This window comes from Aeromonas lusitana (assembly GCF_002812985.1).
Classification (GTDB): domain Bacteria; phylum Pseudomonadota; class Gammaproteobacteria; order Enterobacterales; family Aeromonadaceae; genus Aeromonas; species Aeromonas lusitana.
Genome location: NZ_PGCP01000015.1, coordinates 61,929 through 87,426, shown reverse-complemented (window position 1 = coordinate 87,426; position 25,498 = coordinate 61,929). Strand labels below are relative to the sequence as shown.

At 62.4% G+C, this 25,498-nt stretch carries 23 protein-coding genes and 1 tRNA gene; 15 read left to right on the top strand and 9 right to left on the bottom strand.

Features of this window, described 5'->3' with window-relative positions:
- The 3 genes from CUC44_RS10850 (at position 1) to hslU (ending at position 2,956) form a co-directional block, all read left to right on the top strand.
- A complete protein-coding gene (locus CUC44_RS10850) occupies positions 1–837 on the top strand; it encodes an SPOR domain-containing protein (protein WP_100859971.1) in 837 nt (278 codons plus the stop codon).
- Between the two features lie 187 nt (positions 838–1,024).
- Positions 1,025–1,573: an ATP-dependent protease subunit HslV gene (gene hslV / locus CUC44_RS10845; RefSeq protein WP_100859970.1), complete on the top strand. Its 549-nt coding sequence runs from the start codon at positions 1,025–1,027 to the stop codon at positions 1,571–1,573.
- A 54-nt stretch (positions 1,574–1,627) separates the two neighbouring features.
- The gene (gene hslU, locus CUC44_RS10840; RefSeq protein ID WP_100859969.1) at positions 1,628–2,956 is read left to right on the top strand and encodes an HslU--HslV peptidase ATPase subunit; all 1,329 of its coding nucleotides are present in this window, start codon (positions 1,628–1,630) and stop codon (positions 2,954–2,956) included.
- Positions 2,957–3,058: 102 nt separating this feature from the next.
- On the opposite strand, the gene CUC44_RS10835 is transcribed toward hslU, so the two are convergent.
- Positions 3,059–4,453: an MFS transporter gene (locus tag CUC44_RS10835; RefSeq protein WP_100859968.1), complete on the bottom strand. Its 1,395-nt coding sequence runs from the start codon at positions 4,451–4,453 to the stop codon at positions 3,059–3,061.
- A gap of 182 nt (positions 4,454–4,635) precedes the next feature.
- Between CUC44_RS10835 and CUC44_RS10830 the strand changes: the two genes are divergently transcribed.
- The 8 genes from CUC44_RS10830 (at position 4,636) to mgtE (ending at position 14,205) form a co-directional block, all read left to right on the top strand.
- Positions 4,636–5,538 carry a LysR family transcriptional regulator gene (locus CUC44_RS10830; RefSeq protein ID WP_100859967.1) on the top strand — a complete coding sequence of 301 codons (903 nt, stop codon included), beginning with the start codon at positions 4,636–4,638 and terminating at the stop codon, positions 5,536–5,538.
- A 310-nt stretch (positions 5,539–5,848) separates the two neighbouring features.
- Positions 5,849–8,395, top strand: coding sequence for a nitrite reductase large subunit NirB (nirB, locus tag CUC44_RS10825; protein WP_167388868.1), 2,547 nt, complete (start codon positions 5,849–5,851; stop codon positions 8,393–8,395).
- Positions 8,395–8,712: a nitrite reductase small subunit NirD gene (gene nirD, locus CUC44_RS10820; RefSeq protein ID WP_100859965.1), complete on the top strand. Its 318-nt coding sequence runs from the start codon at positions 8,395–8,397 to the stop codon at positions 8,710–8,712. Before nirB ends, nirD begins: the two co-directional genes overlap by 1 nt.
- Before the next feature lie 52 nt (positions 8,713–8,764).
- Entirely contained in the window at positions 8,765–9,571 is an 807-nt protein-coding gene (nirC, locus tag CUC44_RS10815) for a nitrite transporter NirC (protein ID WP_100859964.1), read from the top strand.
- Between the two features lie 12 nt (positions 9,572–9,583).
- On the top strand, positions 9,584–10,984 hold the full coding sequence (gene cysG, locus CUC44_RS10810; protein ID WP_100859963.1) for a siroheme synthase CysG: 1,401 nt from the start codon (positions 9,584–9,586) through the stop codon (positions 10,982–10,984).
- Between the two features lie 386 nt (positions 10,985–11,370).
- Positions 11,371–12,156, top strand: a complete 786-nt coding sequence (locus tag CUC44_RS10805) for a YopT-type cysteine protease domain-containing protein (RefSeq protein ID WP_244166765.1) — start codon at positions 11,371–11,373, stop codon at positions 12,154–12,156.
- Positions 12,153–12,548, top strand: a complete 396-nt coding sequence (locus tag CUC44_RS10800) for a CesT family type III secretion system chaperone (RefSeq protein ID WP_100859962.1) — start codon at positions 12,153–12,155, stop codon at positions 12,546–12,548. The genes CUC44_RS10805 and CUC44_RS10800 overlap by 4 nt, the downstream gene beginning before the upstream one ends.
- Before the next feature lie 232 nt (positions 12,549–12,780).
- Positions 12,781–14,205, top strand: a complete 1,425-nt coding sequence (gene mgtE, locus CUC44_RS10795; protein WP_100859961.1) for a magnesium transporter — start codon at positions 12,781–12,783, stop codon at positions 14,203–14,205.
- A gap of 68 nt (positions 14,206–14,273) precedes the next feature.
- On the opposite strand, the gene CUC44_RS10790 is transcribed toward mgtE, so the two are convergent.
- Positions 14,274–16,127, bottom strand: a complete 1,854-nt coding sequence (locus CUC44_RS10790; RefSeq protein WP_100859960.1) for a methyl-accepting chemotaxis protein — start codon at positions 16,125–16,127, stop codon at positions 14,274–14,276.
- A gap of 145 nt (positions 16,128–16,272) precedes the next feature.
- Here CUC44_RS10790 and rraA point away from each other — a divergent pair, with 145 nt between their 5' ends.
- On the top strand, positions 16,273–16,758 hold the full coding sequence (rraA, locus tag CUC44_RS10785) for a ribonuclease E activity regulator RraA (RefSeq protein WP_005306574.1): 486 nt from the start codon (positions 16,273–16,275) through the stop codon (positions 16,756–16,758).
- Between the two features lie 281 nt (positions 16,759–17,039).
- On the opposite strand, the gene CUC44_RS10780 is transcribed toward rraA, so the two are convergent.
- The 3 genes from CUC44_RS10780 to CUC44_RS10770 all read right to left on the bottom strand — a co-directional run bounded on the left by CUC44_RS10780 (position 17,040) and on the right by CUC44_RS10770 (position 19,612).
- Complete coding sequence (locus CUC44_RS10780) at positions 17,040–17,714, bottom strand: 7-cyano-7-deazaguanine/7-aminomethyl-7-deazaguanine transporter (RefSeq protein ID WP_100859959.1); 675 nt, start codon at positions 17,712–17,714, stop codon at positions 17,040–17,042.
- A 172-nt stretch (positions 17,715–17,886) separates the two neighbouring features.
- On the bottom strand, positions 17,887–18,174 hold the full coding sequence (locus CUC44_RS10775) for a DUF3630 family protein (protein ID WP_100859958.1): 288 nt from the start codon (positions 18,172–18,174) through the stop codon (positions 17,887–17,889).
- Positions 18,175–18,184: 10 nt separating this feature from the next.
- A complete protein-coding gene (locus CUC44_RS10770) occupies positions 18,185–19,612 on the bottom strand; it encodes a protein adenylyltransferase SelO (RefSeq protein ID WP_100859957.1) in 1,428 nt (475 codons plus the stop codon).
- Between the two features lie 105 nt (positions 19,613–19,717).
- On the opposite strand from CUC44_RS10770, the gene CUC44_RS10765 reads away from it, so the two are divergent.
- A complete protein-coding gene (locus CUC44_RS10765; RefSeq protein WP_100859956.1) occupies positions 19,718–20,020 on the top strand; it encodes a c-type cytochrome in 303 nt (100 codons plus the stop codon).
- 226 nt (positions 20,021–20,246) lie between these two features.
- On the opposite strand, the gene recQ is transcribed toward CUC44_RS10765, so the two are convergent.
- A complete protein-coding gene (gene recQ, locus CUC44_RS10760; protein WP_100859955.1) occupies positions 20,247–22,094 on the bottom strand; it encodes an ATP-dependent DNA helicase RecQ in 1,848 nt (615 codons plus the stop codon).
- Positions 22,095–22,226: 132 nt separating this feature from the next.
- Here recQ and CUC44_RS10755 point away from each other — a divergent pair, with 132 nt between their 5' ends.
- Together CUC44_RS10755 and CUC44_RS10750 are read left to right on the top strand one after the other, a co-directional pair.
- A complete protein-coding gene (locus CUC44_RS10755; protein WP_167388867.1) occupies positions 22,227–22,691 on the top strand; it encodes a thioesterase family protein in 465 nt (154 codons plus the stop codon).
- Between the two features lie 122 nt (positions 22,692–22,813).
- Positions 22,814–23,341 carry an AbiTii domain-containing protein gene (locus CUC44_RS10750; protein ID WP_100859953.1) on the top strand — a complete coding sequence of 176 codons (528 nt, stop codon included), beginning with the start codon at positions 22,814–22,816 and terminating at the stop codon, positions 23,339–23,341.
- 275 nt (positions 23,342–23,616) lie between these two features.
- On the opposite strand, the gene CUC44_RS10745 is transcribed toward CUC44_RS10750, so the two are convergent.
- The 3 genes from CUC44_RS10745 to CUC44_RS10735 form a co-directional block, all read right to left on the bottom strand.
- Positions 23,617–23,693: transfer RNA gene (locus tag CUC44_RS10745), tRNA-Pro, on the bottom strand.
- Positions 23,694–23,842: 149 nt separating this feature from the next.
- A complete protein-coding gene (locus CUC44_RS10740) occupies positions 23,843–24,562 on the bottom strand; it encodes an MOSC domain-containing protein (RefSeq protein WP_100859952.1) in 720 nt (239 codons plus the stop codon).
- Between the two features lie 44 nt (positions 24,563–24,606).
- Complete coding sequence (locus tag CUC44_RS10735; RefSeq protein WP_100859951.1) at positions 24,607–25,449, bottom strand: ABC transporter permease subunit; 843 nt, start codon at positions 25,447–25,449, stop codon at positions 24,607–24,609.
- Positions 25,450–25,498 lie beyond the last annotated feature (49 nt).

Genomic DNA, 25,498 nt, shown 5'->3' with positions numbered 1-25,498 from the left:
ATGGCAACCCGGGATTACGTCGGCAACAGCCCGAGACGACGGGCCGGTGGTCGTAACACCAAGAAAGCGGCACCTCGCCGCTTTCCTGTTATCCCGGCACTGCTGGCCGGGGCCCTGCTCGCCGGTTTTGGCGCCTTCCTCTACCTGATCAACGGCAAGGGGGCGGATGCCCCCACCATCGAGGAACAGGTCAAGGCGAACAAGCCGAAGGCGCAAGGCAATGGCCTGCCTCAGGAGAAGTGGAGCTACATAGAGCGGCTGGAGAACAAGCAGGTGGATGTCATCGAACCACCGCCCCAGCCGGGCGTGTTGCCACCGCCCCCTGCGGAAACCATGACACTGCAGCCCGAGAAATTGCCGCAGCCGGTCGAGACCGCCATCCCGCAGCCGGGTACTCCCTTGGGTCAGGTGAAGCCTTACCAGCCGCAACCAGTGCAGCCCACCAAGCCTGCCACCGGCGCCCCTGTGGCCAGTGCCCAGGAGCAGGTGATCGACCGCAAGGCCGAGCGTGACCGGATGGAACGCGAGCTGCGCGCCGAGATGGAACGGGAACAGGCCGCCAAGGCCAAGGCCGCCTCCCAGACCGCGGCAGCCGCCGACGGCGGCCGCTACATGATGCAGTGCGCCGCCTTGCGCTCGCAGGATTCTGCAGAATCGCTCAAGGCCCGCATCGCCTTCACCGCCGGGCTCTCCTCCAGCCTGCAGGTGGTCAATGGCGCCAACGGCACCGTCTACAAGGTGATGGTCGGCCCGTTCAACGGCAAGGCCGCCGCCGATGGCGCCAACCGCAAGCTGCAAGGGGCCGGCATCAGCGGCTGTATTCCCAAGAAGGGTTGATCCCCTTCACCGAAAACCAGAAGGCAGGGCCGACGCCCTGCCTTCTTTTTATCCGCAATGTGACGCTCAATCCAAACGAGCCCCTTTTCGGCCCCTTGCGACTCAGGGTTGAAAAGCCCTGATCCCACCCCCATCTTTCTTGCCATGCACAGTCAGGCCGTCTTTCGGCTCAAGCGAGGTAAGTAAAGTGACTACCATAGTTTCTGTCCGCCGCAACGGCCAGGTGGTGATCGGTGGCGATGGCCAGGTCTCCCTCGGCAACACCGTCATGAAGGGCAACGCCCGCAAGGTTCACCGTCTCTACAACGGCAAGGTACTGGCAGGCTTCGCCGGCGGTACCGCCGATGCCTTCACCCTGCTCGAGCGCTTCGAAGCCAAGCTGCAGGCCCACCAGGGCAACCTGGAGCGCGCCGCCGTGGCGCTGGCGAAAGACTGGCGCACCGATCGCGCCCTGCGCCGTCTCGAGGCCCTGCTGGCCGTCGCCGATGAGCACAAGTCCTTCATCATCACCGGCAACGGTGACGTGGTGCAGCCGGAGCACGATCTCATCGCCATCGGCTCGGGGGGCAACTTCGCCCAGTCCGCCGCCACCGCCCTGCTGGAAAATACCGATCTGGATGCCAAGAGCATCGTCGAGAAAGCCCTCAAGATCGCCGGTGACATCTGCGTCTTCACCAACCAGCATCACACGGTCGAAGTGTTGAATTACGATTCGAAAGAAGCCGAGCCCAAGTAAGGCCCCATTTTTCAAGGGGTGGGCCCTGCCCGCCCCGGATACAGGAACGCCATCATGTCCGAGATGACCCCGAGAGAAATCGTCCACGAGCTGGACAGGCACATCATTGGTCAGGCCGACGCCAAGCGCGCGGTGGCCGTGGCCCTGCGCAACCGCTGGCGCCGCATGCAGCTCTCTGAGGAGATGCGCCACGAGGTGACCCCGAAGAACATTCTGATGATAGGCCCGACCGGCGTCGGCAAGACCGAGATCGCCCGTCGCCTGGCCAAGCTGGCCAACGCCCCCTTCATCAAGGTGGAAGCCACCAAGTTCACCGAGGTGGGCTATGTGGGCAAGGAAGTGGACAGCATCATCCGTGACCTGACCGATGTCGCCATCAAGCTGGTGCGCGAGACCGAGATGGAGAAGATGAAATTCCGCGCCGAAGAGGCCGCCGAGGAGCGCATCCTCGACGCCCTGCTGCCGAACCCGCGCAACAGCTGGGGCGAGGAGGAGAAGGCCGACAACTCCAACACCCGCCAGATCTTCCGCAAGAAGCTGCGGGAGGGCCAGCTGGATGACAAGGAGATCGAGCTGGAGCTCTCCGCCAGCCCCATGGGCGTCGACATCATGACCCCGCCGGGCATGGAAGAGATGGCGAACCAGCTGCAGGGCCTGTTCCAGAACCTGGGTCAGCAGCAGAAGAAGAAGCGCAAGATCAAGGTCAAAGAGGCCATGAAGGCGCTGATCGAAGAGGAAGCCGCTCGTCTGGTCAACCCGGAAGAGCTGAAGCAAAAAGCCATCCACGCGGTGGAGAACAACGGCATCGTCTTCCTCGACGAGATCGACAAGATCTGCAAGCGCGGCGAGAGCTCGGGTCCCGACGTCTCCCGCGAGGGTGTGCAGCGTGATCTGCTGCCTTTGGTGGAAGGTTGCACCGTTAATACCAAGCACGGCATGGTAAAGACGGATCATATCCTGTTTGTCGCTTCCGGCGCCTTCCAGGTCGCACGCCCGTCCGACCTCATCCCCGAGCTGCAGGGTCGCCTGCCGATCCGGGTCGAGCTGACAGCACTCACCACCGAAGACTTCGAGCGCATCCTGACCGAGCCGAACGCCTCCCTGACCGATCAGTATCAGGCGCTGATGGCCACCGAAGGGGTCAAGATCGAGTTCACCCAGGACGGTATCCGTCGTCTGGCCGAGGCCGCCTGGCAGGTCAACGAGCGCACCGAGAATATTGGTGCCCGTCGCCTGCATACAGTGATGGAGCGGCTGATGGAAGACATCTCCTACGATGCCTCCGAGAAGTCCGGCGAGACCTTCGTGATCAATGCGGACTACGTCAACGCTCACCTCGGCAAGCTGATCGAGGACGAGGATCTGAGCCGCTTTATCCTGTAACAGGTTGATCGAAGACGAGGATCTGAGCTGTTTTATATCCTCTAAGCGCAGACGCTCTCATATCAAAACGCCTCCCTTGTGGAGGCGTTTGTCTATCTGCCGTTAATCCAGCGCCAGCGCGCGCCTTGTCTGCACACCAGCAACCCAGAGGCTCAATCCAATCAGCAACCCCGCCAGCGCGAAGCTGAGCTGCATACCCGATCGCAGCGCAGCCGCACTGGCGTCCCCCAGGTTATCCCCCCCCACCAGCGCGGCGAACAAGCCACCCAGCCCGGCCGCCCCCGTGAGTTGACCCAGGTTGCGGGCCAGAGTCAGCAGACCCGCCACGGCGCCCCTGTGCTGCTCGCTCGCGGCCCCCACCACGGCGCCGTTGTTGGCGGTCTGAAACAGGGCATAACCCGCCGTGAGCAGCAAGATGGGCAACAGATAACCGAGCGGCCCCCAAGAGATGGGGGAAGTCACCAGCCCCAACATGGCGATCAGCATGGTCCCCAGACCGAGTCGCACCACGGCCCCTGCCCCCAATCGGTCCACCAGCCAGCCGGCCGGCAGGCCTGTGCACGCCGCCAGCAGGGGACCACCCGAGAGCCAGAGCCCCACCTCGGTCAGGCTGAGGCCAAACACCCCGCACAGATAGAAGGGGCCGATCAGCAGAGTCAGCACCATCACGCTCGCCACCAGGGCGCTGCCGAGCAGGCCACCCCGCAGCGCAGGTTCATGCAGCAACGTCAGTGGCAGCAGGGGGGCGCTGGCATGGCGTTCACTTCGCACCAGCAGCCAGGCAGCGAGCCCACCGACAGGGACCAACCCATACCCGTATTCGCTCCCCGCGCTCAGCAGCAACCCATAGCAGAGCAGCGCGCTCGTCAATGCCAGCAGACTGCCTGGGTTGATGCCTTCTCCCTCCTGCTCCTGCTCATCCACCGGCAAGCCAATCATGCCTGCTACCAGAGCCAGCAGGCCGAGAGGCACCAGCAACAGGAAGGGGGCCTGCCAACCCAGGTTTTCCACCAGCAGACCCCCCATTGAGGGGCCGAGCGCCGTGCCGCAGGCCGACAGGGTACCGAGCAGTCCCATGCCCCAGCCGCGCCGATCCGCCGGCACCAGCGGCCCCACCATGGCGAGCGCCAGGGAGAGCATGCAGGCCGCTCCCGCCCCCTGCAGGGCCCGCGCCGCGATAAGCCACCCCATACTCGGCGCCAGGGCACAGAGCAGGGAAGCCAGCATGAACAGGGCCGTGCCTGCGAGCAGCAGACGGCGGCGACCAAGCCTGTCACCGAGCCGCCCGGCCACCAGGGTCAGACAGGTGATCCCCAGCAGATAGGCCACCAGCACCCATTGCAGGCTGGCGAAGGGCACGGCAAAGGCCGCTCCCAGCGCAGGCAGCACCAGGTTGGCCATGCTGCCCGCCAGCATGGCCAGCAGAGTGGAGAGCCCGAGCGCCAGCAGGCCGGTGCGGCGGGTCGTCGCGGCAGAACGTGAGATGGAATGGAACATGGCATGCACTCGGCGAGAAAAGATATCGACAAGGCTAGCCAGCGTGTTGAGCGGGCGGAAGACGCATGACTTGCAGTTTATCCGTGCATCTGACGCCATATACGGTGACACCGCATCCTGTATGCTAAGCACTGAGGGCCCGGAGATTCACTCGCAGGCTCCAACTCGGCGAAGGCACGCTCATGACAACACCGGACTTCAACCTGCTGTTAACCCTCGATGCCCTGCTCGAGGAGGGCAGCGTGGCCGGCGCCGCCAGACGACTGCGGCTCAGCCCCTCCGCCATGAGTCGGGCCCTGGCCCGGCTGCGCGAGACCACGGGGGATCCCCTGCTGGTGCGGGCGGGCCGAGGTCTGGTCCCCACCCCGCGCGCACTGATGCTACGCGACCAGGTCGCTCGGCTGGTGCAGGAGGCCGAAGCCGTGTTGCGGCCTCAGCAGGAGATAGATCCGGCCCATCTGGTGCGCACCTTTCGCCTACGCGCCAGCGACGGCTTCGTGGAGACACTCGGTCCCGCCTTGCTGGCCCGGCTCGCCGTTGAGGCACCCGGGGTTCGGCTGCACTTCGTGGCCAAGCCCGACAAGGAGAGCGGCCCATTGCGCCGTGGTGAGCTGGATTTCGAGACAGGGGTGATTGGCGCCAGTACGGCGCCGGAGCTGCATACCCAGGCCCTGTTCCGGGATCGCTTCGTCGCCGTAGTGCGCCCGGATCACCCCCTGTGTGAAGGGCCCCTGACCGCCGCCCGCTACGCCGCTGCCCACCACATACTGGTCTCGCGCCGTGGCCAGGAGCATGGCCCCATCGACCAGGCGCTGGCCGCCCTCAAGCTGGAGCGCCATGTCACGACCCTGGTGCCCGGCTTTGCCACGGCGCTGGCGCTGGTTCAGCACAGCGATCTGGTGGCAACCGTACCCGAGCTGCACTGCGCCAGCCTGCATGGGGATCTGGTGCGGCTCCCCCTGCCCTTCCCCCTGCCCGGCATCACCCTGGCCCTGCTCTGGCACCCCAGGCTGGACGCAGATCCGGCCCATCGCTGGCTGCGCCGCCTCATTCGCGAGATCTGTGCACAACCCCCTTATGCTTGAGCCCAGTGACGAAAGTTAACGACCAAGCACTCAGAAATGAGTGGCTGTCCCCTAACCCCCCTTCTTTCTTCCGACCACCGACCCAGTGACCCAGGCCCAGACCCGGCATTAGACCCCGCATGTCGATTTGGCCCCATCAGGGGCCTAATTACACCATCAGAATACCCATTTATGGATAGAGTTTAATTTCATCAACTTACCCCTGAGGGGATATATAAATAGACACTTGATTTGCATCAATTGCCCACCCCCTCCGACTGGGTAGCCTAACCCCAGAATGATGTTTTATTACTCCAATCCAGAGGCAATCATGAGCAAAGTCAGACTGGCCGTCATAGGTAACGGCATGGTGGGGCACCGCTTCATCGAAGAGTTGATCGAGCGGTCCGATCCCGGCCAGTTCGAGATCACCGTCTTCGGTGCAGAACCCCGTCCCGCCTACGATCGTGTCCATCTCTCTTCCTATTTCTCCCACCACACCAGCGAAGATCTCTCCCTTGTCAAACCCGGTTTCTACGAGAAACACGGCATCCGCCTGCTGCTCGGCGAGGCGGTCAAGCTGATCGACCGCGCCAAGGGCGAAGTGCACTCCAACAAGGGCACTGTGGTCGCGTACGACAAGCTGGTGCTGGCCACCGGCTCCTACCCCTGGGTGCCGCCCATCAAGGGCAGCGAGCACCACGAGTGCTTCGTCTACCGCACCATCGAGGACCTCAAGGCCATCCGCAGCGCCGCCAAGAGTGGCAAGAGCGGGGTGGTGATAGGCGGTGGTCTGCTTGGCCTCGAAGCCGCTGGCGCCCTCAAGGCCCTCGGCCTCGAGACCCATGTGGTGGAATTCGCTCCCGTGCTGATGGCGGAGCAGCTCGACGGTCAGGGCGGCCAGCTGCTGCGTCGCAAGATCGAGTCCATGGGCGTGCAGGTGCACACCAGCAAGAGCACCAGTGAGATCCTGATGCACGGCGGCAAGGAGGCCAAACACCGCCTCGCCTTCGCCGACGGCAGCATGCTTGAAGTCGACGTGGTGGTCTTCTCCACCGGTATACGCCCGCAAGATACCCTGGGCCGTTACTCTGAGCTGGCCATCGCCGACCGTGGCGGTGTGCTGATCGATGACAGCTGCCTCACCTCGGATCCCGACATCTATGCCATCGGCGAGTGCGCTGCCTGGCAGGGTCGCTTCTTCGGCCTGGTGGCGCCGGGCTACAAGATGGCCCAGGTCACCGTCGATCACCTGCTCGGTGGCGACAGCCGCTTCGAAGGCGCAGACATGAGCGCCAAGCTGAAGCTACTCGGCGTCTCCGTCGGCTCCATCGGCGATGCCCACGGCCGCACTCCCGGCAGCCACAGCTATGTGTTCCAGGACGACCAGGCCGGCGTCTACAAAAAAATCGTGGTGAGCGAAGACAACAGCCGCCTGCTCGGCGCCGTGCTGGTCGGTGACGTGGATGACTACGGCAACCTGCTGCAGCTGATGCTCAACGCCATGCCGCTGCCCACCCACCCGGATACCCTGATCCTGCCCGCCTATGCCGGCGCCAAGCCGACCCTGGGGGTGGACGCCCTGCCCGCCAGCGCCCAGATCTGCTCCTGCTTTGACGTCTCCAAGGGCGACATAGCCCAGGCGGTCGCGGAGGGTCACACCACGCTGGCCGCCATCAAGCAGCACACCAAGGCCGGCACCGGCTGCGGCGGCTGCGTGCCTCTCATCAGCCAGGTGCTCAACGCCGAGCTGGTGAAGCAGGGCATCGAGGTCAATAACCACCTCTGCGGCCACTTCTCCTACTCCCGTCAGGAGTTGTTCCACCTGGTCAAGGTGGAAGGGATCAAGAGCTTCGACGAGTTGCTGCGCAAGCACGGTCAGGGCCGTGGCTGCGAGGTGTGCAAACCCACGGTCGGCTCCATCCTCGCCTCCTGCTGGAACGACTATGTGCTGACCCCGCAGAACACCCAGCTGCAGGACACCAACGACATCTTCCTCGGCAACATGCAAAAGGACGGCACCTACTCCGTCATCCCGCGCATGGCCGGTGGCGAGGTGACCCCGGAAGGCCTGCTGGCGGTGGCCGAAGTGGCCCGCGACTACCAGCTCTACACCAAGATCACCGGTGCCCAGCGCATCGGTCTGTTCGGTGCCCAAAAAGACGATCTGCCCGCCATCTGGCGCAAGTTGCTGGCCGCCGGCTTCGAGACCGGCCAGGCCTACGCCAAGGCGCTGCGCATGGCCAAGACCTGTGTCGGCAGCACCTGGTGCCGGTTCGGCGTGCAGGACAGCGTCGGCCTCGGGGTCTTCCTCGAGAACCGCTACAAGGGCATCCGTACCCCGCACAAGATGAAGTTCGGTGTCTCCGGTTGCACCCGCGAATGTGCGGAAGCCCAGGGCAAGGACGTCGGCATCATAGCCACGGACGCGGGCTGGAACCTCTATGTGGGCGGCAACGGCGGCATGAAGCCGCGCCACGCCGACCTGCTCGCCTCGGATCTGGACCGCGAGAGCCTCATCCAGCTGATCGACCGCTTTATGATGTTCTACGTCACCAGTGCCGACAAACTGCAACGCACCTCGGTCTGGCTCGGCAACCTGGAAGGGGGCGTCGACTACCTGCGTGAGGTGATAGTCGACGACAAGCTGGGACTGAATGCCACTCTGGAGCACGACATCCAGGTGCTGATCGACAGCTACGAATGCGAGTGGTCTCGCACCCTGAATGAAGAGGAGCAGCTCAAGCGCTTCAGTCACTTCATCAACAGCGGCAAGCGCGACCCGGACGTGCAGTTCGTCACCGAACGTGAGCAGCACAGACCGGCCACCCCGGCCGAGCGCATTCCCGTCTACCAGATCGACATGGAGGCAAAGTGATGAAACTCGCATGCCAACTCAATGACATATTTCCAGGCACCGGCGTCTGCGCCCTGATCGAAGGGCATCAGGTAGCCCTGTTCCGCCCGAGCGAAGCGGCCGAGGTGTTCGCCATCGACAACCGGGATCCCTTCTTCGCCGCCAACGTGCTGTCGCGGGGCATCATCTGCGAACACGAGGGCGAGCTCTGGGTCGCCAGCCCCCTCAAGAAGCAGCACTTCCGTCTGAGCGACGGCCACTGCCTCGAAAATGCCGCCATGTCGGTGCAGGGCTACCCCGTCGAAGTGCGTGACCAGCAGGTCTGGGTCGCCGCCTAACACCATGAATATCAGGGCTGCCCGCGGGTGGCCCCTTATGAAGAGAACTCATATGTATACCGACAGCATCAACAAGTGCGCCGCCAACGCGGCCCGCATCAACCGCTTCGAGCGCAACGACAAGCTCGGCTTCTGGCTCAGCTCCGCCATGGCAGGGGCCTATGTGGGCCTCGGCATCATACTCATCTTCACCCTGGGCAACCTGGTGGATGTCAGCGTGCGTCCGCTGGTGATGGGGGCCACCTTCGGCATCGCCCTGACCCTGGTGATCATCGCCGGCTCAGAGCTGTTCACCGGCCACACCATGTTCCTCACCTTCGGGGTGAAGACGGGCAAGATCTCCATGGGGGATCTGCTGCGCATCCTGCCCCAGACCTGGGCCGGCAACCTGCTCGGCTCCATCGCGGTCGCACTGATCTACTCCTACGGCGGCAGCCTGCTGCCGGACGCGGGCAGCCTGGCCCACAAGGTGGCGCTGGCCAAGACCCAGGCGCCGGCCCTGACTCTGTTCATGAAGGGCATACTCTGTAACTGGCTGGTCTGCCTTGCCATCTGGATGGCGCTGCGCACCGAGGGCGCCGCCAAGTTCATCGCCATCTGGTGGTGCCTGCTGGCCTTCATCGCCTCCGGCTACGAGCACTCGGTCGCCAACATGACCCTGTTCGCCCTCTCCTGGTTCGGCGCCCACTCCGAGGCCTACACCTTGGGCGGCATAGGCCACAACCTGCTGTGGGTGACCCTCGGTAATACCGTCTCCGGCGCCCTCTTCATGGGGCTGGGTTACTGGTATGCCACCCCCAAGGCTGAGCGCCCGGTTGTCGTGACCGAGCAAACCGCCAGCCAAACCCAGACCGCCTGACTCGGAGGCCCCATGGACTACTTGCCCATCTTCTGTCGACTCGATAACAAACCCGTGCTGCTGGTCGGCGGCGGCGAGGTGGCGGAGCGCAAGGCGCGCCTGCTGCTGGACGCCGGTGCCCACCTGACAGTGGTGGCCCCACAGCTTGATCCCGAGCTGGCGGCTCTGGCCTCCAACGGAACAATCGACTGGTTGACGGCTGAATTCGAGCCAAAACAACTGGTAGGCAGGTGGTTGGTGGTGGCTGCTACCGACAGGCGCGAGGTCAATGCGCTGGTATACCAGAGCGCCAACCAGGCGGGGATCTTCGCCAACGTGGTGGATGACCCCAAGCGCTCTAGCTTCATCATGCCGTCGATCATCGACCGTTCGCCGCTGATGGTGGCCATCTCCTCCGGCGGCAAGGCCCCTGTGCTCGCCCGCTTGCTGCGGGAGAAGCTGGAGGCCCTGCTGCCCCAGCATCTCGGCGCCGTAGCGGCCTTTGCCGGCGGCCTGCGGGATCGGGTCAAGGCCCGCTTCGCCAGCATGGGGGAGCGGCGCCAGTTCTGGGAGCGGCTGCTCGGAGCCGATCGCCTCGGCCAGGCGCTGGCCCGGGGCGACAAGGCGGCTGCCAATCAGCTGGCCGACAACCTGTTCGCCGAAGATGCCGCCACCAAGGGAGAAGTGATCCTGGTGGGCGCCGGCCCCGGCGATCCCGGCCTGCTCACCCTGCACGCCCTGCGTCAGATGCAGCAGGCGGACGTGGTGGTCTATGACCGACTGGTGTCGGATGAGGTGATGGCGCTGGTGCGCCGCGATGCCAAACGCATCTTCGTTGGCAAGCAGGCAGGCAACCACTGCGTGCCCCAGGAGGGCATCAACCAACTCTTGCTGGATGAGGCGCAAAAAGGGCAACGAGTGGTGCGGCTGAAGGGGGGCGACCCCTTCATCTTCGGCCGCGGCGGCGAGGAGCTGGAAACGCTGGTTGGCACTGGTGTGGGCTTCCAGGTGGTGCCGGGCATCACGGCGGCAAGCGGCTGCGCCGCTTACGCCGGCATCCCGCTGACCCACCGCGATCATGCCCAGAGCGTGCGCTTCGTCACCGCCCACGGCAAGGGTGGTACCCAGGATCTCGACTGGCCCCTGCTGGCCCGGGACAAGCAGACTCTGGTGTTCTATATGGGGCTATCTAGCTGCGCCACCATTAGCGAACGCCTGATGGCTCACGGCAAGGAGGGGGACACCCCGGTGGCCCTGGTCGAGCGTGGCACCCAGCCCTGCCAGCGGGTCATTCGCGGCACGCTGGATCAGCTGGCCGAGCTGGCCATCGGCGTCGAGAGCCCGGCCCTCATCATGGTGGGATCCGTCGTCACACTGGCCGACCAGCTCGCCTGGTTCGGTCAGACTGATATACCTGTACTGGCCAGCGCATAATCTCTGCTTTGATACGGCTGGCGGTTAAAGAGCCAGCCTAATCTCTCTGATGCCGCTTCTATTCAGAGTAAAAAGCCACTCGAGTTTGTACTCATCCGTAGCGGCCAATAGTGTTAAAAACTGAGATTGACTGTGACAGCCCTTCGGTTGGCTCCCCGATATCATCCTCATCATTGATGCGACATGCATCCACTCCTAGACGGGTAGAAATGATGAAGATTACACAAGCCAGCCAACACATACCGGCTTCAGCCCCTGCCCCCCAGGCCCCAGCCAAGCAGGTGGGGATAGCCACCAGTGAAGGCCCACTGGCAAAACACATATTGCAAAATGCCAGCCCGCGTCCGGGCCTGCTACAGCGACTCTCCGCGGCGGTGCAACGCAACATGCCAGGCCACTCCTTGCTTGATCGCCAGCTGACCAGCGATGGCAAGCCGAATCAGACCAGCCGTTTCAGTTTCAGCATGATCAAGGATCGATTGATCCATCTGGGTGTCCGTATGTTCTTGGGCACTGTGCGCGACTCCGTGCCTCAACATGGTGGCTCAGTCACCTTCAAGTTTGCCCAGACCAAGGGGGCCTTCCTTGGGGAGATAATGAAACACAGCGAGACCTCAGGTGGTGTCTGCGAATCCATCTCGGCCCACTGGATCAGCGCCCACGCCAAGGGAGTGAGCATTTTTGACAAACTCTATACCGGGGGACAGAAAGGGCAGTTCCAGATCGACACCCTGGTCTCCATCAAACAACTGCAGATGGACGGTATCCAGGGTGAGGATCAAGCCAGAGTGACCAGCAATTGGCTCAAAGAGAACAGTGTTGAGCCACGGATGACGATGAGCGGATACCCGGCGATGAGAGCATCTGGTGACACGGGATCACAAGGCCCAGCCAAGTTGATAGCATCCATTCTGGATACCAATGGCGAAACGTCCGAGTACAAGAAAATCAGCTTTATGGGCAAGATGGCCGGACACACGGTAGCCGCCCATGTGGATGAGCATCAAGGGGTCACCTTCTTTGACCCCAATTTCGGCGAGTTCCACTTCCCCGACAAGCAGAGTTTCGGAACCTGGTTCTCCGATGCATTCTGGCCGGGGTCCAAATACAACATGGAAATCGGATTGGGCCAGGAGTATGAGGTCTACAGCTTTAAAGGCGGTGCTGCATGAACGAAAAAGCCTACCACGAGCTGCTCTCAGGGCTTTTCGAACACCTGGGATTAGCCGCCATGAGCAGCGAAGAAGGCGTGTATACACTGGAGGTCAATGGCCAGTTCCAAGTGCTGATAGGCTGCTATCAGGAAGAGTGGTTGCAGCTCTTCTGTGAGCTGGGGCCGCATGCTCCCCAGAGCGATAACCTGTTTGGGGCTCATTGGCCGGCCCATGTCCAAGGTCACCTGGATGGACAATCCATCCTCTGGTCTCAGCAGCCTCTGCAAGGCATAGATAGAAGCTCGCTGGAGGCCTGGCTTGAGCGTTTCATCGATGATGTGGAACAGCGACTGAAGCCCATCTCCAAGAACACCTTGTTTGACCCGGCACCTAACTTGCTGAGGATCTAGATAAAACAGTTGCCACAGGGGACTATGACGACGATCCATCCTGTGACTTTTATCTAGCGCTGGGAAGGCCTGCTCAAGCAGGCCTTCCTATTCATGGGGTCGTGCCCATAGATCCCATTTTCCAAATACCTCACTTTCCTTGCCTTACCGTCATAACCTCTTGTTTTGAGTCTGGTATCCTATGGGACATGGCCATAGGGCCCATCGTATTCGAATTCAGGAATCCTGTTGCATGTCTCTCCCCGTCAAGAACAGCGCCAAACAGCGTGAACACGACAGATCCCGCATCCTCACCCTGCTGCTGGCCGACGATGCTCTCACCGACAGTCTGCTCGACCCACAAGGGGGGCAGGATGCCGAGCTGCGGGATCAGACCCGCGAGCTGACGCAGCTGGTCAACAGCCTGCCGGCCGCCGACGTTGCCGATGCACTGGAATCCCTGCCGCCGGACGAGCGTCACGCGCTCTGGCAACAGGTGGATCCCGAGCGCCACGGCCAGATCCTGGTGGAGGCGTCGGAGACGGTGTGGGACAGTCTCATCAGCGACATGAGCGACAAGGAGCTGCTGCACGCCCTGCGCAGCCTCGACATCGACGATCAGATCTACCTCGGCCAATACCTGCCCCGCAACCTGATGGGGCGGCTGCTCACCTCCATGGCCCCGGAGCAGCGCGACCGGGTGCGGGAGGTGATCCGCTACGGCAAGCACACGGTCGGCGCCATGATGGACTTCGAGCTCATCACGGTGCGCGCCGAGATAAGCCTGGCGGCGGTGCAGCGTTACCTGCGCCTGCTTGGCAAGATCCCCGCCAACACCGACAAGCTGTTCGTCACCGACCGCCGCAACCGGCTGCAGGGGGAGCTGCCGCTCACCACAGTGCTGCTGCACAAGCCGGACACCCTGGTCAAAGACGTGATGGAGAAAGACCCCGTCACCTTCGATCCGGAAGACAACGACGAGGCGGCTGCCCGTACCTTCGAGCGGGACGATCTCGTCTCCGCCGCCGTGGTGGATGCCAAGGGCAAGCTGATGGGCCGGCTCACCGTCGCCGAGGTGGTGGATCTGGTCTACGAGGAGAGCGACACGGATCTGCGTCGCATGGGGGGGATCAGCGAAGATGAGGACATCTTTGCCCCGGTCGCCAAGGCGGTCAAGACACGCTGGGCCTGGCTCGCACTCAATCTCTGTACCGCCTTCCTGGCCTCCCGGGTCATAGGCCTGTTCGAGCACAGCATCTCGCAACTGGTGGCGCTGGCGGCCCTGATGCCCATAGTCGCGGGGATCGGCGGCAACACCGGCAACCAGACCATCACCATGATAGTGCGGGCGCTGGCGCTGCAGCACATCCAGCCGGGCAACGCCTCCTTCCTGTTGTGGCGTGAGCTCGGGGTGGCGCTGGTCAACGGCCTGGTGTGGGGGGGCACCATGGGGGTCGCCACCTACTTCCTCTATCAGGACGCAGAGCTTGGCGCCGTGATGACGCTGGCCATGATGCTGAACCTGCTGCTAGCGGCCCTGATGGGGGTCATCATCCCCATGACCATGACCCGGCTCGGCCGGGATCCGGCGGTGGGGGCCAGCGTGATGATCACCGCCATCACGGACACAGGTGGCTTCTTCATCTTCCTCGGCCTCGCGACCCTGTTCCTGCTCTAGCGCCCCTCGTCGTCCATAAAAAAGGGAGCCATCAAGGCTCCCTTTTTCAATTCAAGCGGCTCGGCCCCTCAGACCCGGTATTGCTCCACCGCCAGCGTCAACAGCCGAGCCTGCTCGCTCAGCCCCTGGCTGGAGCTGGCGTTGTCCTGTGCCATCAGGCTCGACTCCTGGGCTATGTCACGGATATTGCTGACGTTGCGATTCACCTCGTTGGCCACCAGGCTCTGCTGCTCGATGGCGGCGGCGATCTGGGTGCTCATGTCCATGATGCGGGTGACATCCTCTGTGATCTGGTCGAGCAGTTCTCCCGCCGCGGCCGCCTGTTGGGAGCTGCCGCTGCCCTGCTCCCGGCAGGTTGCCATCCGCCCCACTATGTTGTCGGTCTGCTGCTGCAAGGAGTGGATGATGCCGGCGATCTCCTGGGTCGATTGCTGGGTGCGGATGGCAAGGCTGCGCACCTCGTCCGCCACCACGGCAAAGCCACGGCCCTGCTCCCCCGCCCGCGCCGCCTCGATAGCCGCATTGAGGGCCAGCAAATTGGTCTGATCCGCGATGCCCCGGATCACCCCCAGCACGGAGCCGATGGTCTCGCTCTCTTTCTGCAACTGGGCAACCTCGCCGGAGGCCTGCTCCAGATTGGTGGCGAGGGCATGGATCTGGTTGACGGTCTGCTGCACCGCGCCGCGCCCTTCGCTCGCCTTGTGATTGGTGGCGGCGGCATCGCTGGCGGCCTGCTCGGTGCTGCGGGCTATCTCCTCTATGGTGGAGCCCATCTCGGTGGAGGCCGTCGCCACCAGATCCGTCTCCTGCAACTGGCGCTGGGCCCCCTCGCTGGTACGGCGCACGTTGTCGGAGAGGTGATCCGCCGCCCCGGTCAGGGTATTCACGCTCTGCTTCACGTCCCCGATGAGGTGACGGAAGCCATCCAGCATCACGTCCAGATTACCCGCCAGCTGCGCCATCTCGTCATCCCCCTTCAGGGCGATCCTAAGGCGCAGGTCGTTGTCCTGGCGGATGCGGTTGACTGTGTCATTGACCCGCGCGATGGGCCTGTCGATGCTGCGCCCCAGCAGCACGCTCATGGCGCCGATGAGCAGGATGATCAGGGCCCCGCACGCCAGCATCAGGCGGTTGAAACTCGCGCTCTGGCGGGCCAGCTCGTCGGCAACCTGACGAGCGACTCCATTGAGGCCCGACTCGACCTGCTGCACCAGGGTGCGCATCTGGCCGCGCAGCCCGGAGGTCTCATCCAGCCCCAGCACCTGCATGCCCTGCACCAGGGCGACGAAATCCTGTCGGTACTGGGCGCTGGCCTGCTCGAGCCCGCTGCGCTGATCCTCGGGCAAGCTGCCGAGCCCCTGCTGGAAGGCATCATGCAGGGTCTGGAAGCGGGCCAGATACTGGATGTCGGAGCGCAACATGAAATCCTTCTCCGCCCGCCTCAGTTGTAACATGGTGATGAGCAGAGCCTGCTGATCCTGCGCCTTGAGCGCCTCTTCCACCTTGTGTACCGCCGCCCTCAGCTGGCCGTATAGGCCATCTTCCGGCCCCAGCCCTATCTTCTGCTGCTGTGCAACCAGCTCGTTGAAGGCCTTGCCATAGGCACCGACCTGGCGATCCAGTTCGGCCAGCCCGCTCTGGCCTGCGCCTATGCTCTCATCCATGCCGAGAGACTGAGCCAGAGTATGGGTGTCGGCCAGTCCCGCATTGAAGCGGTCGACGACGGCCGGATCCTTGTGCAGCAGGAAGTCCTGCTCGGCCCGCCTCAGGTTCAACATGGCCAACTCGAGCCCATCCAGCTGCCGCTGCGCCGCCATCATGTGGCGACTCTCCTGGCTGGCGTAGAGGAACAGACCGCTCAGGGTCAGCATGGCGGCGGCAACCAGAACAGTATTCAATATCAACTTGTGGCGGATCAGCATGATAAACCTCTGGCTTGTGCTGAATGGGCGGCATGGAGCGCGTGCAGAATACGTTATCCATATGTCCGTTCAAGGAATATTCATTGAAATGCCAACCCCACTCCTTATACTGGATCCACCTGTTTCCAGCGGTGGATCTGACACAATGGAATACAACACTTCAGAACTGTGCGACATCTATCAGGACATGGTGGATGTACTCGAACCCATGCTCTGCTCCTTCGGCGGTCGCGCCTCTTTCGGCGGCGTCATCACCACGGTCAAATGCTTCGAATCGAATGGCCTCATCCGTGAACTGGTCAAGGAGAACGGCGTCGGTCGCGTCTTGCTGATCGATGGCGGCGGCTCCATGCGCCGGGCCCTGATCGACAGCGAGATCGCCACCACGGCGGCGGAGAACGAGTGGGAAGGCATCGTCTGCTACGGCTGCGTGCGCGAGGTCGACATCCTGGAGGATCTCGACATTGGCATCCAGGCCCTGGCCGCCATCCCGGTCGGTGCCGACAGCAAGGACGTGGGTGAGACCGATCTGCCGGTCAACTTCGGCGGCGTCACCTTCCTGCCGGACGATCACCTCTATGCCGACACCACCGGGGTGATCCTCTCCCCCGATGCCCTCGACATCGAATAAGCCGACACAGACTGAAGATGGGAGCCTTGGCTCCCATTTTTTATGCCCGTCATTTGGCGGCAAGTGGCTGAAAAAAGACAAAAAAAGAGGGCCAGTAAACTACTGGCCCCTTAACTGGAAGCAATGTGAGCAATGTCGTGCCTTCACAAGAAGTCCATCACGTTGGAACGAATGAAGTCTTTCCCGGAAAACAAGTTAACAATAATCATTCTCATTTAACTGTGCAAGTTTTATTTATAAAAAATGCAAAAAAAATGACCACCCCAGGGTGGTCATCTTCATCAGGCCTGACGGGCCGCGCCCTGCAGGCCGCTGATACCGGCCTCTCCCACCAGCTTGCGGCTGAGGTAGCGCAGCAAGACGCCGTAGAGCGGCACGAACAACCCAAGGCTTATCAGCAACTTGAACACATAGTCCACGGTCGCTATCTCGACCCAGTGCTCGGCCATGAAGGGATCCGTGCTGCGCCAGAAGGCGATGCTGAAGAAGGCGATGGTATCCACCAGGTTGCCAAACAGGGTCGAGGCCGCCGGTGCCACCCACCAGGCCTTGAGCAGGCGCAGGCGGTTGAACACCACCACGTCCATGAACTGGCCCACCAAATAGGCCATAAAGCTGGCTAACGCAATTCGTGCAACAAAGAGGTTGAACTCCGCCAGGTTGCCCATGCCCTGATAGCTGCCCTCGAAGAACAGCACGGAGAGCACGTAGGAGACCGCCAGCGCCGGCAGCATCACCGTCTGGATGATCTTGCGGGCAAGCCCTGCGCCGAAGATCCGCACCGTCAAGTCGGTGGCCAGGAAGATGAACGGGAAGCTGAAGGCGCCCCAGGTGGTGTGGAAGCCAAAGATGGTGATCGGCAGCTGCACCAGGTAGTTGCTGCTGGCGATGATCAGGATGTGGAACAAAGAGAGACGCACCAGCGCCGTCTGGTGCTGAGCAGGGGTCAGATTCATATTGTGACCTTTTTGGTTAATGGGGTTAGGGAACCCATACCGCCACCATGGCGATAATTGAGGGGCGAGATTATACGCCCCACCACCGATAGTTCAATCCTTATGCGATGGCTCCCGCCTGTGACAACGGCCGGTCACAGGCATGGGAGCGAGCCCATCTGGCCTGGCGAGACTAGGCCTGGTGCTGGCGACCGAGCCAGAGCACCACGTCACGATCGGCCGGGTGTACGGCAGACAACCAGCAGCCGCTGTGATGCTCAAACTCCAGCCGCAGCGGGCTGCCTTCAAACACCACTCGCCAGTCGTGGCGATCGGCGCCCCAATCCCGCTCGACGGATTCGAGCTCCCACTCCTGCAACAGGGCCTCGGCCAGGGTGGGGAAGTTGTCCCAGCAGAGGCCGGGGCAGTCCAGCATCAGCACGGCTGATTCTGTGTCTATCTGCGTGATACGCCAATTCATCTCTTATCCCTCAACTGCTGCAAGAGAGCTCGCCGCCGCAATACCAGGCGGGGGCCGGGGTGGCGAGATCCTCGTATTCCGGTTGCTCGTCATAGGGGTGTCGCAGGGCCGCAAACAGCCGCTCGAACGGCGCCATGTCGCCCCCCTCGGCGGCCTCTATCACCTGCTGGGCCAGGGCGTTGCGCAGCACGTATTTGGGATTGACGGCGTCCATCCGCCCCTTGCGGGCATTGTCGTCGCTGCCTTCTCGCACCAGCCGCTCACGATACTGGGTCAACCACCCCTGCCAGAGGGCGGGATCCGGTAGCAGCGCCAACAAGGGCGCAGGCCAGCCACCCTCCAGGGTCAGCTCGCCCAGGCGGCGCAGGAAGAGGTGATAGTCCACCCGTTGGCTTGCCAGCAGTTGGAACAGCTCGCGGAACAGGGCCGGATCCTGATCCTCCCAGGTGCCCAGGCCGAGTTTTTCACGCATCAGCTCCGAGTAGTGCAGCATCAGTAGGTGCTCGTACTGGGCCAAGGCCCCGGCCAGGGCCTCGCCATCCACCTGATCCGCCAGCGCCTGGGCGAGTTTTTGCAGGTTCCAATAGCCGACCGCCGGCTGCTGATCCAGCGCGTAGCGACCGCCAGGATCCGAGTGATTGCACACGAAATCAGGCACATAGGCGTCGATAAAGCCGTAGGGGCCGTAATCCAGGGTCAGCCCGAGCAGGGACATGTTGTCTGTGTTCATCACTCCGTGGCAGAAGCCGGCGGCCTGCCACTTGGCGATGAGCCGCGCGGTGCGGCGCACCACCTCGGCGAACAGCTCGGCGCCGCTTGCCAAGTCCGGGAAGTGGTGGCGCAGGGCATAGTCGATGAGGGCCGGGATCTTCTCCCCCTGGCCACTCCAGGCGAAATATTCGAAGTGACCGAAGCGCAGGTGACTCGGCGCGGTGCGCAGCACGGTCGCCCCAGCCTCCACCTGCTCCCGATAGATGGGCTCCTCGCTGCCCACCAGCACCAGGGCGCGGGTGGTGGGGATGCCGAGGGCATGCAGCGCCTCCGAAGCCAGGTATTCGCGGATGCTGGAGCGCAGCACGGCGCGACCGTCGCCGAAGCGGGAGAAGGGGGTCTTGCCCGCCCCCTTCAGGTGCAGATCCCAGCGGCTGCCATCGGGCGCTTGCTGCTCCCCGAGCAGCATGGCGCGGCCATCCCCCAGGCGCGGGCTGTAGCCACCGAACTGGTGACCCGCATAGACCTGGGCCACCGGCTGCATGGTTGCCAGCGGCTGGCCCAGGCCGCAACAGGCGAGCCAGTCCGCCTCAGCGACCCCCTCCAGCCCCAGCTCGCGCAGCAAGTCGTGGTTGAGATGCAAGAGCCTGGCGTTGTGCAGCGGCTGGGGCGCCACGGGCTCGCAGGCCCAGGGCAGTTCGGTGGCGAAAGTATTGATCAGCTTCATGGTGGTGCGGGTCGTCCCTGCGTATGCTCGTGTCTCTCTTTATACCGCCGCCGGCCCCTCTTGGGCCAACGGTCGATACCGCTATTTCAAATCGAGGAAGTGAAGATGCAAAAATGGGTCTATGCCCTGCCCCTGCTGGCACTGATATACGGCCACTTCGCCAATGCGGCCGATGTGGTGGCAGGCGAGGCGAAGGCCGTGCTGTGCGCCGCCTGTCATGGACCCGAGGGCAAGGCCAGCGTGCCCGTCTATCCCAACCTGGCGGGCCAGAACGCCCCCTATCTCGTCAAGCAGTTGAAGGCGTTCAAGGACGGTCAGCGCAAGGATCCCATGATGGCCCCCTTTATGGCGGCGCTGACCGAGGCGGATATGGAGAACCTGGCGGCTTACTATGCTGGCTTGAAGTAGTGAAAAATATCACTGTGGCAGTGAATTAGTTCACCAAATACGCACAAGGCAGTTCGTTAAACTGCCTTTGACGAGAGGGTCGGCCACCCGATTGGGCATTAGTTACTCGCCTTCGATCATGGACATTATCGTCGACCGCATCTCCACCCGCATAGTTCTGCTAACGGCGGCTGCCTTTGTAAGTGGCCCTGCTACCGGTGGTGGCTCGTCTTTCTGAGCCGCTCTGCTATCGGCGGCAGTACTCGATAATCAGGTCCATAAAGGCCTCACCGAAGCGCTCCAGCTTGCGGTGGCCGACCCCGTTCACCGCCAGCATCTCGTCCTCGGTCATGGGCATCAGCTGCGCCATCTCTACCAGAGTCGCGTCGTTGAACACCACGTAGGGCGGCACTTCTTCCTCTTCGGCGATCTGCTTGCGCAAATTGCGCAGCTCCTTGAACAGCCGCTTGTCGTAATTCGCGCTGTCGAGCAGGCTGCTGCGCTTCTCCTTACGACTGGAGATGGGTTGCAGCCGTGGCACCGCCAGGGTCAACGCCAGCTCGCCGCGCAGCACGGGGCGGGCCGCCTCGGTCAATTGCAGCACCAGGTTGCGAGTGATGTTCTGGGTCAAGAGTCCCTTGTGGATCAGTTGGCGGATGACGCTCATCCAGTATTCGTGGCTCTGATCCTTGCCGATACCGTAGGTCGACAGCTTGTCGTGGCCGTGATCCTTGATGCGCTGGTTAAGGGAGCCGCGCAGTACCTCCACCACGTAACCCACCCCGAAGTTCTGCCCCACCCGCCAGACGCAGGAGAGCGCCTTCTGGGCATCTTGGGTGCCATCATAGCTCTTGGGGGGATCCAGGCAGATGTCGCAGTTGCCGCACGGCTTGTCGTTGTACTCGCCAAAGTAGTTCAGCAGCACCTGACGGCGGCAGGTTTGCGCCTCGGCAAAGGCCGCCATCACGTTCAGCTTGTACTGCTCTACCTGCAGTTGCTGCGGGTTTTCTATGTTGTCGAGCAGGCGGCGCACCCGGCCTATGTCGGCGGGATCGTACAGCAGCAGCGCCTCGGCCGGGGTGCTGTCACGGCCCGCCCGGCCCGTCTCCTGATAATAGGATTCGATGTTCTTGGGGATGTCGTAGTGCACCACGAAGCGCACGTTCGGCTTGTCGATGCCCATGCCGAATGCCACCGTCGCCACCACGATTTCGACGTCGTCCTTGAGGAAGGCATCCTGGGTGCGCAGACGTTGCTCCAGCGGCAGGCCCGCATGGTAGGGCGCCGCCTTGCAGCCGTGGCGGGAGAGCCGCTCCGCCACTTCTTCTACCCGGTTGCGGCTGGAGCAGTAGACGATGCCGCAGTTGCCCTTCTGGCTCTGCACGTAGCGCAGCAGCTGCTCCGCCGCCTTGAACTTCTCCACCAGGCTGTAGCGGATGTTCGGCCGGTCGAAGCTGGCGGTGTGGATAAAGGGGTCGTGGAGTTCCAGCCGGTGCAGCATGTCGCTGCGGGTCGCCTCGTCGGCGGTGGCGGTGAGCGCCACCACGGGCACCTGGGGGAACCACTGCTTGAGCCGCCCGAGCGCCGCGTATTCCGGTCGGAAATCGTGGCCCCACTGGGAGACGCAGTGGGCCTCGTCGATGGCGAACAGGCCGAGCGGCAGCTCAGCCAACCGGTCCATGAAGTCGTGCTGCAGCAGGCGCTCCGGCGAGACATAGACCAGTTTTATCTCGCCACGGCGCATGGCGGCGAAGTTCTGGATCATCTCCTCCCGGCTCAGCGCCGAGTTGATGTAGGCCGCCGCCACGCCGTTGGCGCGCAGGCTGTCCACCTGATCCTTCATCAGCGAGATAAGGGGCGAGACCACCACCCCCAGACCGGGGCGCAGCAGGGCCGGGATCTGGTAGCAGAGGGACTTGCCGCCGCCGGTGGGCTTGAGCACCAGGGCATCGCGCCCCGCCACTATCTGCTCGATGATCTCCAGCTGACCCGGCCGGAATTGCTGGTAGCCGAACACAGCCTGCAGCAGGGCAAGCGGCGTCTGTGGCACAGCATCGGGCTGAGAGTCTGGCTGGATGTCGGCGATAGCGGTCATGGGCTCTCCTTTGGGGTCGCCATTCTAAAGCAGCCGCCGCTCACAATAAACCTGCCATTGCGACTGTTACAGAACTGTTGCAGACTGGCTGGAGTTTTTACTCGGCTTGTCGCCAGGGATTGGGATCAGGGAATGAAACACATGCTCAAGAAGATGGCGCTCAGTGGCATCGCCAACCTGTTTGCCGAAAGGATGCCGTTCAACAAGCTGATCGGCATGCAGGTCACCCACTACGACTTCGAGAAGGTGGAGCTGCGCATCAGGATGGAAGACAAGCTCATCGGCAACCCCTTCCACAACATCTTGCACGGCGGCGTCACCGCCAGCCTGCTGGACGTGGCGGGGGGCATGATAGTCGCCGCCTCCTGTATCGACGAGCTGGAGGACTTCTCCCCCAGCTACCTCAAGGAGCGCTTCTCCCGCCTCGGCACCATAGACCTGCGGGTCGACTACCTGCGCCCTGGTCGTGGCAACGAGTTCATCGCCACCGCCCACATCATCCGCGCTGGCAGCAAGGTGGCCGTCGCCCGCATGGAACTGCACAACGAAGAAGGGACTCACATCGCCTTCGGAACCGGTACTTATCTCGTTGGCTAAGGGCTTTATTGCATAAAAACTACACTTCTAAGCTGATTTTAATCATTAGAATTGTTACCCCCTCCGCGCTCAGGGGTCCATACTGAAAGTCGGGATTGTGTGCAGAGGGAGGAATGCAGACGATGAGCGCGACACTGGCTACCAAACCATCCAGAGCCTTGCTGACACAGATCGAGCTCCTGCTCGACGAGGTACATACTCCCGAGTGTCGACACTGGTTGGAACAGGAGCTTGAGGGGTATTCTCTCTGTTCACCCCTGCCTTGGTATCGCATTATCGCCTGTCGGCAACGCGGTCACTTCTTGGATCTGAAGACGGGAAAATATTTGACCTGCCATATCGGTAGTCAAACGCTAAGCCAACGCGACCTGGCCCAAGTTCAGTTCATCTATGCCCGTGAACCCGCCGCCCATTATTTACTGCGCCATGATTCCGGTATCGAGCCCTGGCCAGAACAACTGCTGGAAGCGTATCGAGAGCAGTTGATCCCCGGCCATCTCTGCCTGCAAGCCTGGCATGAGCCCGTGTCTTCGTTGCGTGCACAACTGATGGAGGGAATCGAACATTTCATCAGCGAGTACCCCAAGCATGCGGCTCTGCAAACTCAGCACGGCTTCAAGGCATTGCGGCATCAACACTGGCATATCTGAGCAAGCGCCCATGGCGCAAGGAGGGCACCATAGACAAGACCCACAACGAGACTGCCACAATCTAGAATGCCGGAGTCAACATCAGACTCCACCAGTGGGCCACCGAGCGGTGGCCCTTTTATTGCCCGCGATGATTGCCTGCGTTGCGGCGCCACACCGGCTGGCAGACTGGCAGACAGACAGACAGACAGACAGACAGACAGATGTACCCTCTGCGGGAACCTTGGCGAAATCCAAATGCGAAAAGGCCGCTCATGGAGCGGCCTTTTCTAATGTGGTCGGTGTGAGAGGATTCGAACCTCCGACCCCTTCGTCCCGAACGAAGTGCGCTACCAAGCTGCGCTACACACCGATGTCTGCGGGGCGAGAATCTACCGAAAGCCCCGACATGACACAAGCCTTTTTTGATGTTAGGCAGAAAAAAATGGCTTTTAGCTCAATAACCCAGCAATTTGCGCAAAGATTGGCAAGAGTCCCGGATCGGGTCTTGCCTTGGCCCATTTATGACGGCAGCTGGAACTCGGCGGGCCCCAGCAGGCGGCGCCGCCAGTCGGCCACGACCCCATGCTCCAACCAATTCGCCGCGTGCTGACGCCAGTTGGGAGATAGCGCCGGATTGTCCAGCATCAGTTGCAGATCCGCTTCGTTGCGAACCTGATTGAACAGGATATCGGCGGCCCGCTTCACCGTCAGCTCGGGATAGGGTCTGTCAGCAAGTTGCAGCTCGGCGTCCGGTGCAACCTCACCCTCTTCCAGTACCCGCAGCAACCAGCCACAGCGACCGCTCAGCTGCATCACCTGGGAGAGATGGGCGTAACCGAAACGCTGATTGAGCTTGAAGCAGGGGGATCTCGGCTGGCTTATCTGCATCAGGGCTTCACCGAGGCGGTAGACGTCACCGATGCAGGCCTGCGCCTCGCTCAGTCCAAGGCCTGAGAGGTTCTCGCCAAAGGCGGCGGGTTGCCAGGGAGTGCGTGGCGCTGGCAAGCCGAGGGCGGTTTGCCAAGTCTGCCACCAGGCATAGTGTTCGGCGGGATAGTAATGCAGTGCCCGCTCAGAGCCACCGTGATGGCGCTGGTCGCTCTGCTCATCGCCAGCGAGACCGAGGAAACCGCACCACAGGGGGCTGTCGACGGCTTGCTTGTGGATGGCACTGACCAGGCCGGGAGCCTGCTCGGGATTCAATTCGGCGCCCTGGCCGACAAAGAGGGAGATCCGCATTCTATCCTCCTGAGGGATGAGAGAATGCGGATCTTATCACGACGTCAGGCGACTGCCTGCATCTGGGTGGTCATGGCAATTTCGGCACGGCGGCGTTTCTCCGCCTTGGCCATCAGGTACCAGCTGCCGAAGGTGAACAGGGACACCGACAACAGGATCAAACTGGCCACCGCGTTGATCTCGGGTTTCACCCCGAGCCGCACCGCCGAGAACACTTCCATTGGCAAGGTGGTGGAGCCCGGGCCCGAGACGAAGCTCGCCAGCACCAGGTCATCCAGAGACAGGGCAAACGACATCATGCCACCCGCCGCCAGCGAGGGGGCGATCATGGGGATGGTGATCAGGAAGAACACCTTCCAGGGTTTGGCCCCCAGATCCATGGCTGCCTCTTCGATGGAGAGATCCAGTTCCCGCAGTCGTGCCGACACCACGATCGCCACATAGGCGGTACAGAAGGTGGTGTGAGCGATCCAGATGGTCACCATGCCCCGCTCCGCCGGCCAGCCTACCAGTTGGGCCATGGCCACGAACAGCAGCAGCAGGGAGAGGCCGGTGATCACCTCTGGCATGACCAGAGGTGCCGTCACCAGGCCACCGAACAGGGTACGGCCACGGAAGTGCGGGATCCGGGTCAGCACGAAGGCCGCCACCGTACCCAGCGCCACCGCCGCGATGGCGGTGTAGCAGGCGATCTCGAGAGATCGCAGCACGGACCCTATCAGTTGCTTGTTGTCCAGCAGGCCGAAATACCACTTCAGGGACCAGCCACCCCATACCGTCACCAGCTTGGAGGCGTTGAAGGAGTAGATCACCATGATGATCATGGGCAGATAGATGAACAGCAGCCCAAGCCACAGCATCAGCTTGGCAAAACCGAAGCGCTTCATACTTTACCCTCCGGCTCTTTCGCCTGGTTGCGGTTGAACAGGGATGGTA

Coding starts and splice junctions, on each gene's coding strand:
- CUC44_RS10740 (WP_100859952.1), bottom strand. CDS start 24,562: ATGCGGATCTCCCTCTTTGTCGGCCAGGGCGCCGAATTGAATCCCGAG.
- nirC (WP_100859964.1), top strand. CDS start 8,765: ATGTATACCGACAGCATCAACAAGTGCGCCGCCAACGCGGCCCGCATC.
- CUC44_RS10835 (WP_100859968.1), bottom strand. CDS start 4,453: ATGTTCCATTCCATCTCACGTTCTGCCGCGACGACCCGCCGCACCGGC.
- CUC44_RS10850 (WP_100859971.1), top strand. CDS start 1: ATGGCAACCCGGGATTACGTCGGCAACAGCCCGAGACGACGGGCCGGT.
- CUC44_RS10775 (WP_100859958.1), bottom strand. CDS start 18,174: ATGAATTGGCGTATCACGCAGATAGACACAGAATCAGCCGTGCTGATG.
- CUC44_RS10770 (WP_100859957.1), bottom strand. CDS start 19,612: ATGAAGCTGATCAATACTTTCGCCACCGAACTGCCCTGGGCCTGCGAG.
- mgtE (WP_100859961.1), top strand. CDS start 12,781: ATGTCTCTCCCCGTCAAGAACAGCGCCAAACAGCGTGAACACGACAGA.
- CUC44_RS10830 (WP_100859967.1), top strand. CDS start 4,636: ATGACAACACCGGACTTCAACCTGCTGTTAACCCTCGATGCCCTGCTC.
- CUC44_RS10780 (WP_100859959.1), bottom strand. CDS start 17,714: ATGAATCTGACCCCTGCTCAGCACCAGACGGCGCTGGTGCGTCTCTCT.
- CUC44_RS10735 (WP_100859951.1), bottom strand. CDS start 25,449: ATGAAGCGCTTCGGTTTTGCCAAGCTGATGCTGTGGCTTGGGCTGCTG.
- CUC44_RS10790 (WP_100859960.1), bottom strand. CDS start 16,127: ATGCTGATCCGCCACAAGTTGATATTGAATACTGTTCTGGTTGCCGCC.
- nirD (WP_100859965.1), top strand. CDS start 8,395: ATGAAACTCGCATGCCAACTCAATGACATATTTCCAGGCACCGGCGTC.
- rraA (WP_005306574.1), top strand. CDS start 16,273: ATGGAATACAACACTTCAGAACTGTGCGACATCTATCAGGACATGGTG.
- cysG (WP_100859963.1), top strand. CDS start 9,584: ATGGACTACTTGCCCATCTTCTGTCGACTCGATAACAAACCCGTGCTG.
- CUC44_RS10805 (WP_244166765.1), top strand. CDS start 11,371: ATGCCAGGCCACTCCTTGCTTGATCGCCAGCTGACCAGCGATGGCAAG.
- hslU (WP_100859969.1), top strand. CDS start 1,628: ATGTCCGAGATGACCCCGAGAGAAATCGTCCACGAGCTGGACAGGCAC.
- CUC44_RS10750 (WP_100859953.1), top strand. CDS start 22,814: ATGAGCGCGACACTGGCTACCAAACCATCCAGAGCCTTGCTGACACAG.
- recQ (WP_100859955.1), bottom strand. CDS start 22,094: ATGACCGCTATCGCCGACATCCAGCCAGACTCTCAGCCCGATGCTGTG.
- CUC44_RS10765 (WP_100859956.1), top strand. CDS start 19,718: ATGCAAAAATGGGTCTATGCCCTGCCCCTGCTGGCACTGATATACGGC.
- CUC44_RS10800 (WP_100859962.1), top strand. CDS start 12,153: ATGAACGAAAAAGCCTACCACGAGCTGCTCTCAGGGCTTTTCGAACAC.
- nirB (WP_167388868.1), top strand. CDS start 5,849: ATGAGCAAAGTCAGACTGGCCGTCATAGGTAACGGCATGGTGGGGCAC.
- CUC44_RS10755 (WP_167388867.1), top strand. CDS start 22,227: ATGAAACACATGCTCAAGAAGATGGCGCTCAGTGGCATCGCCAACCTG.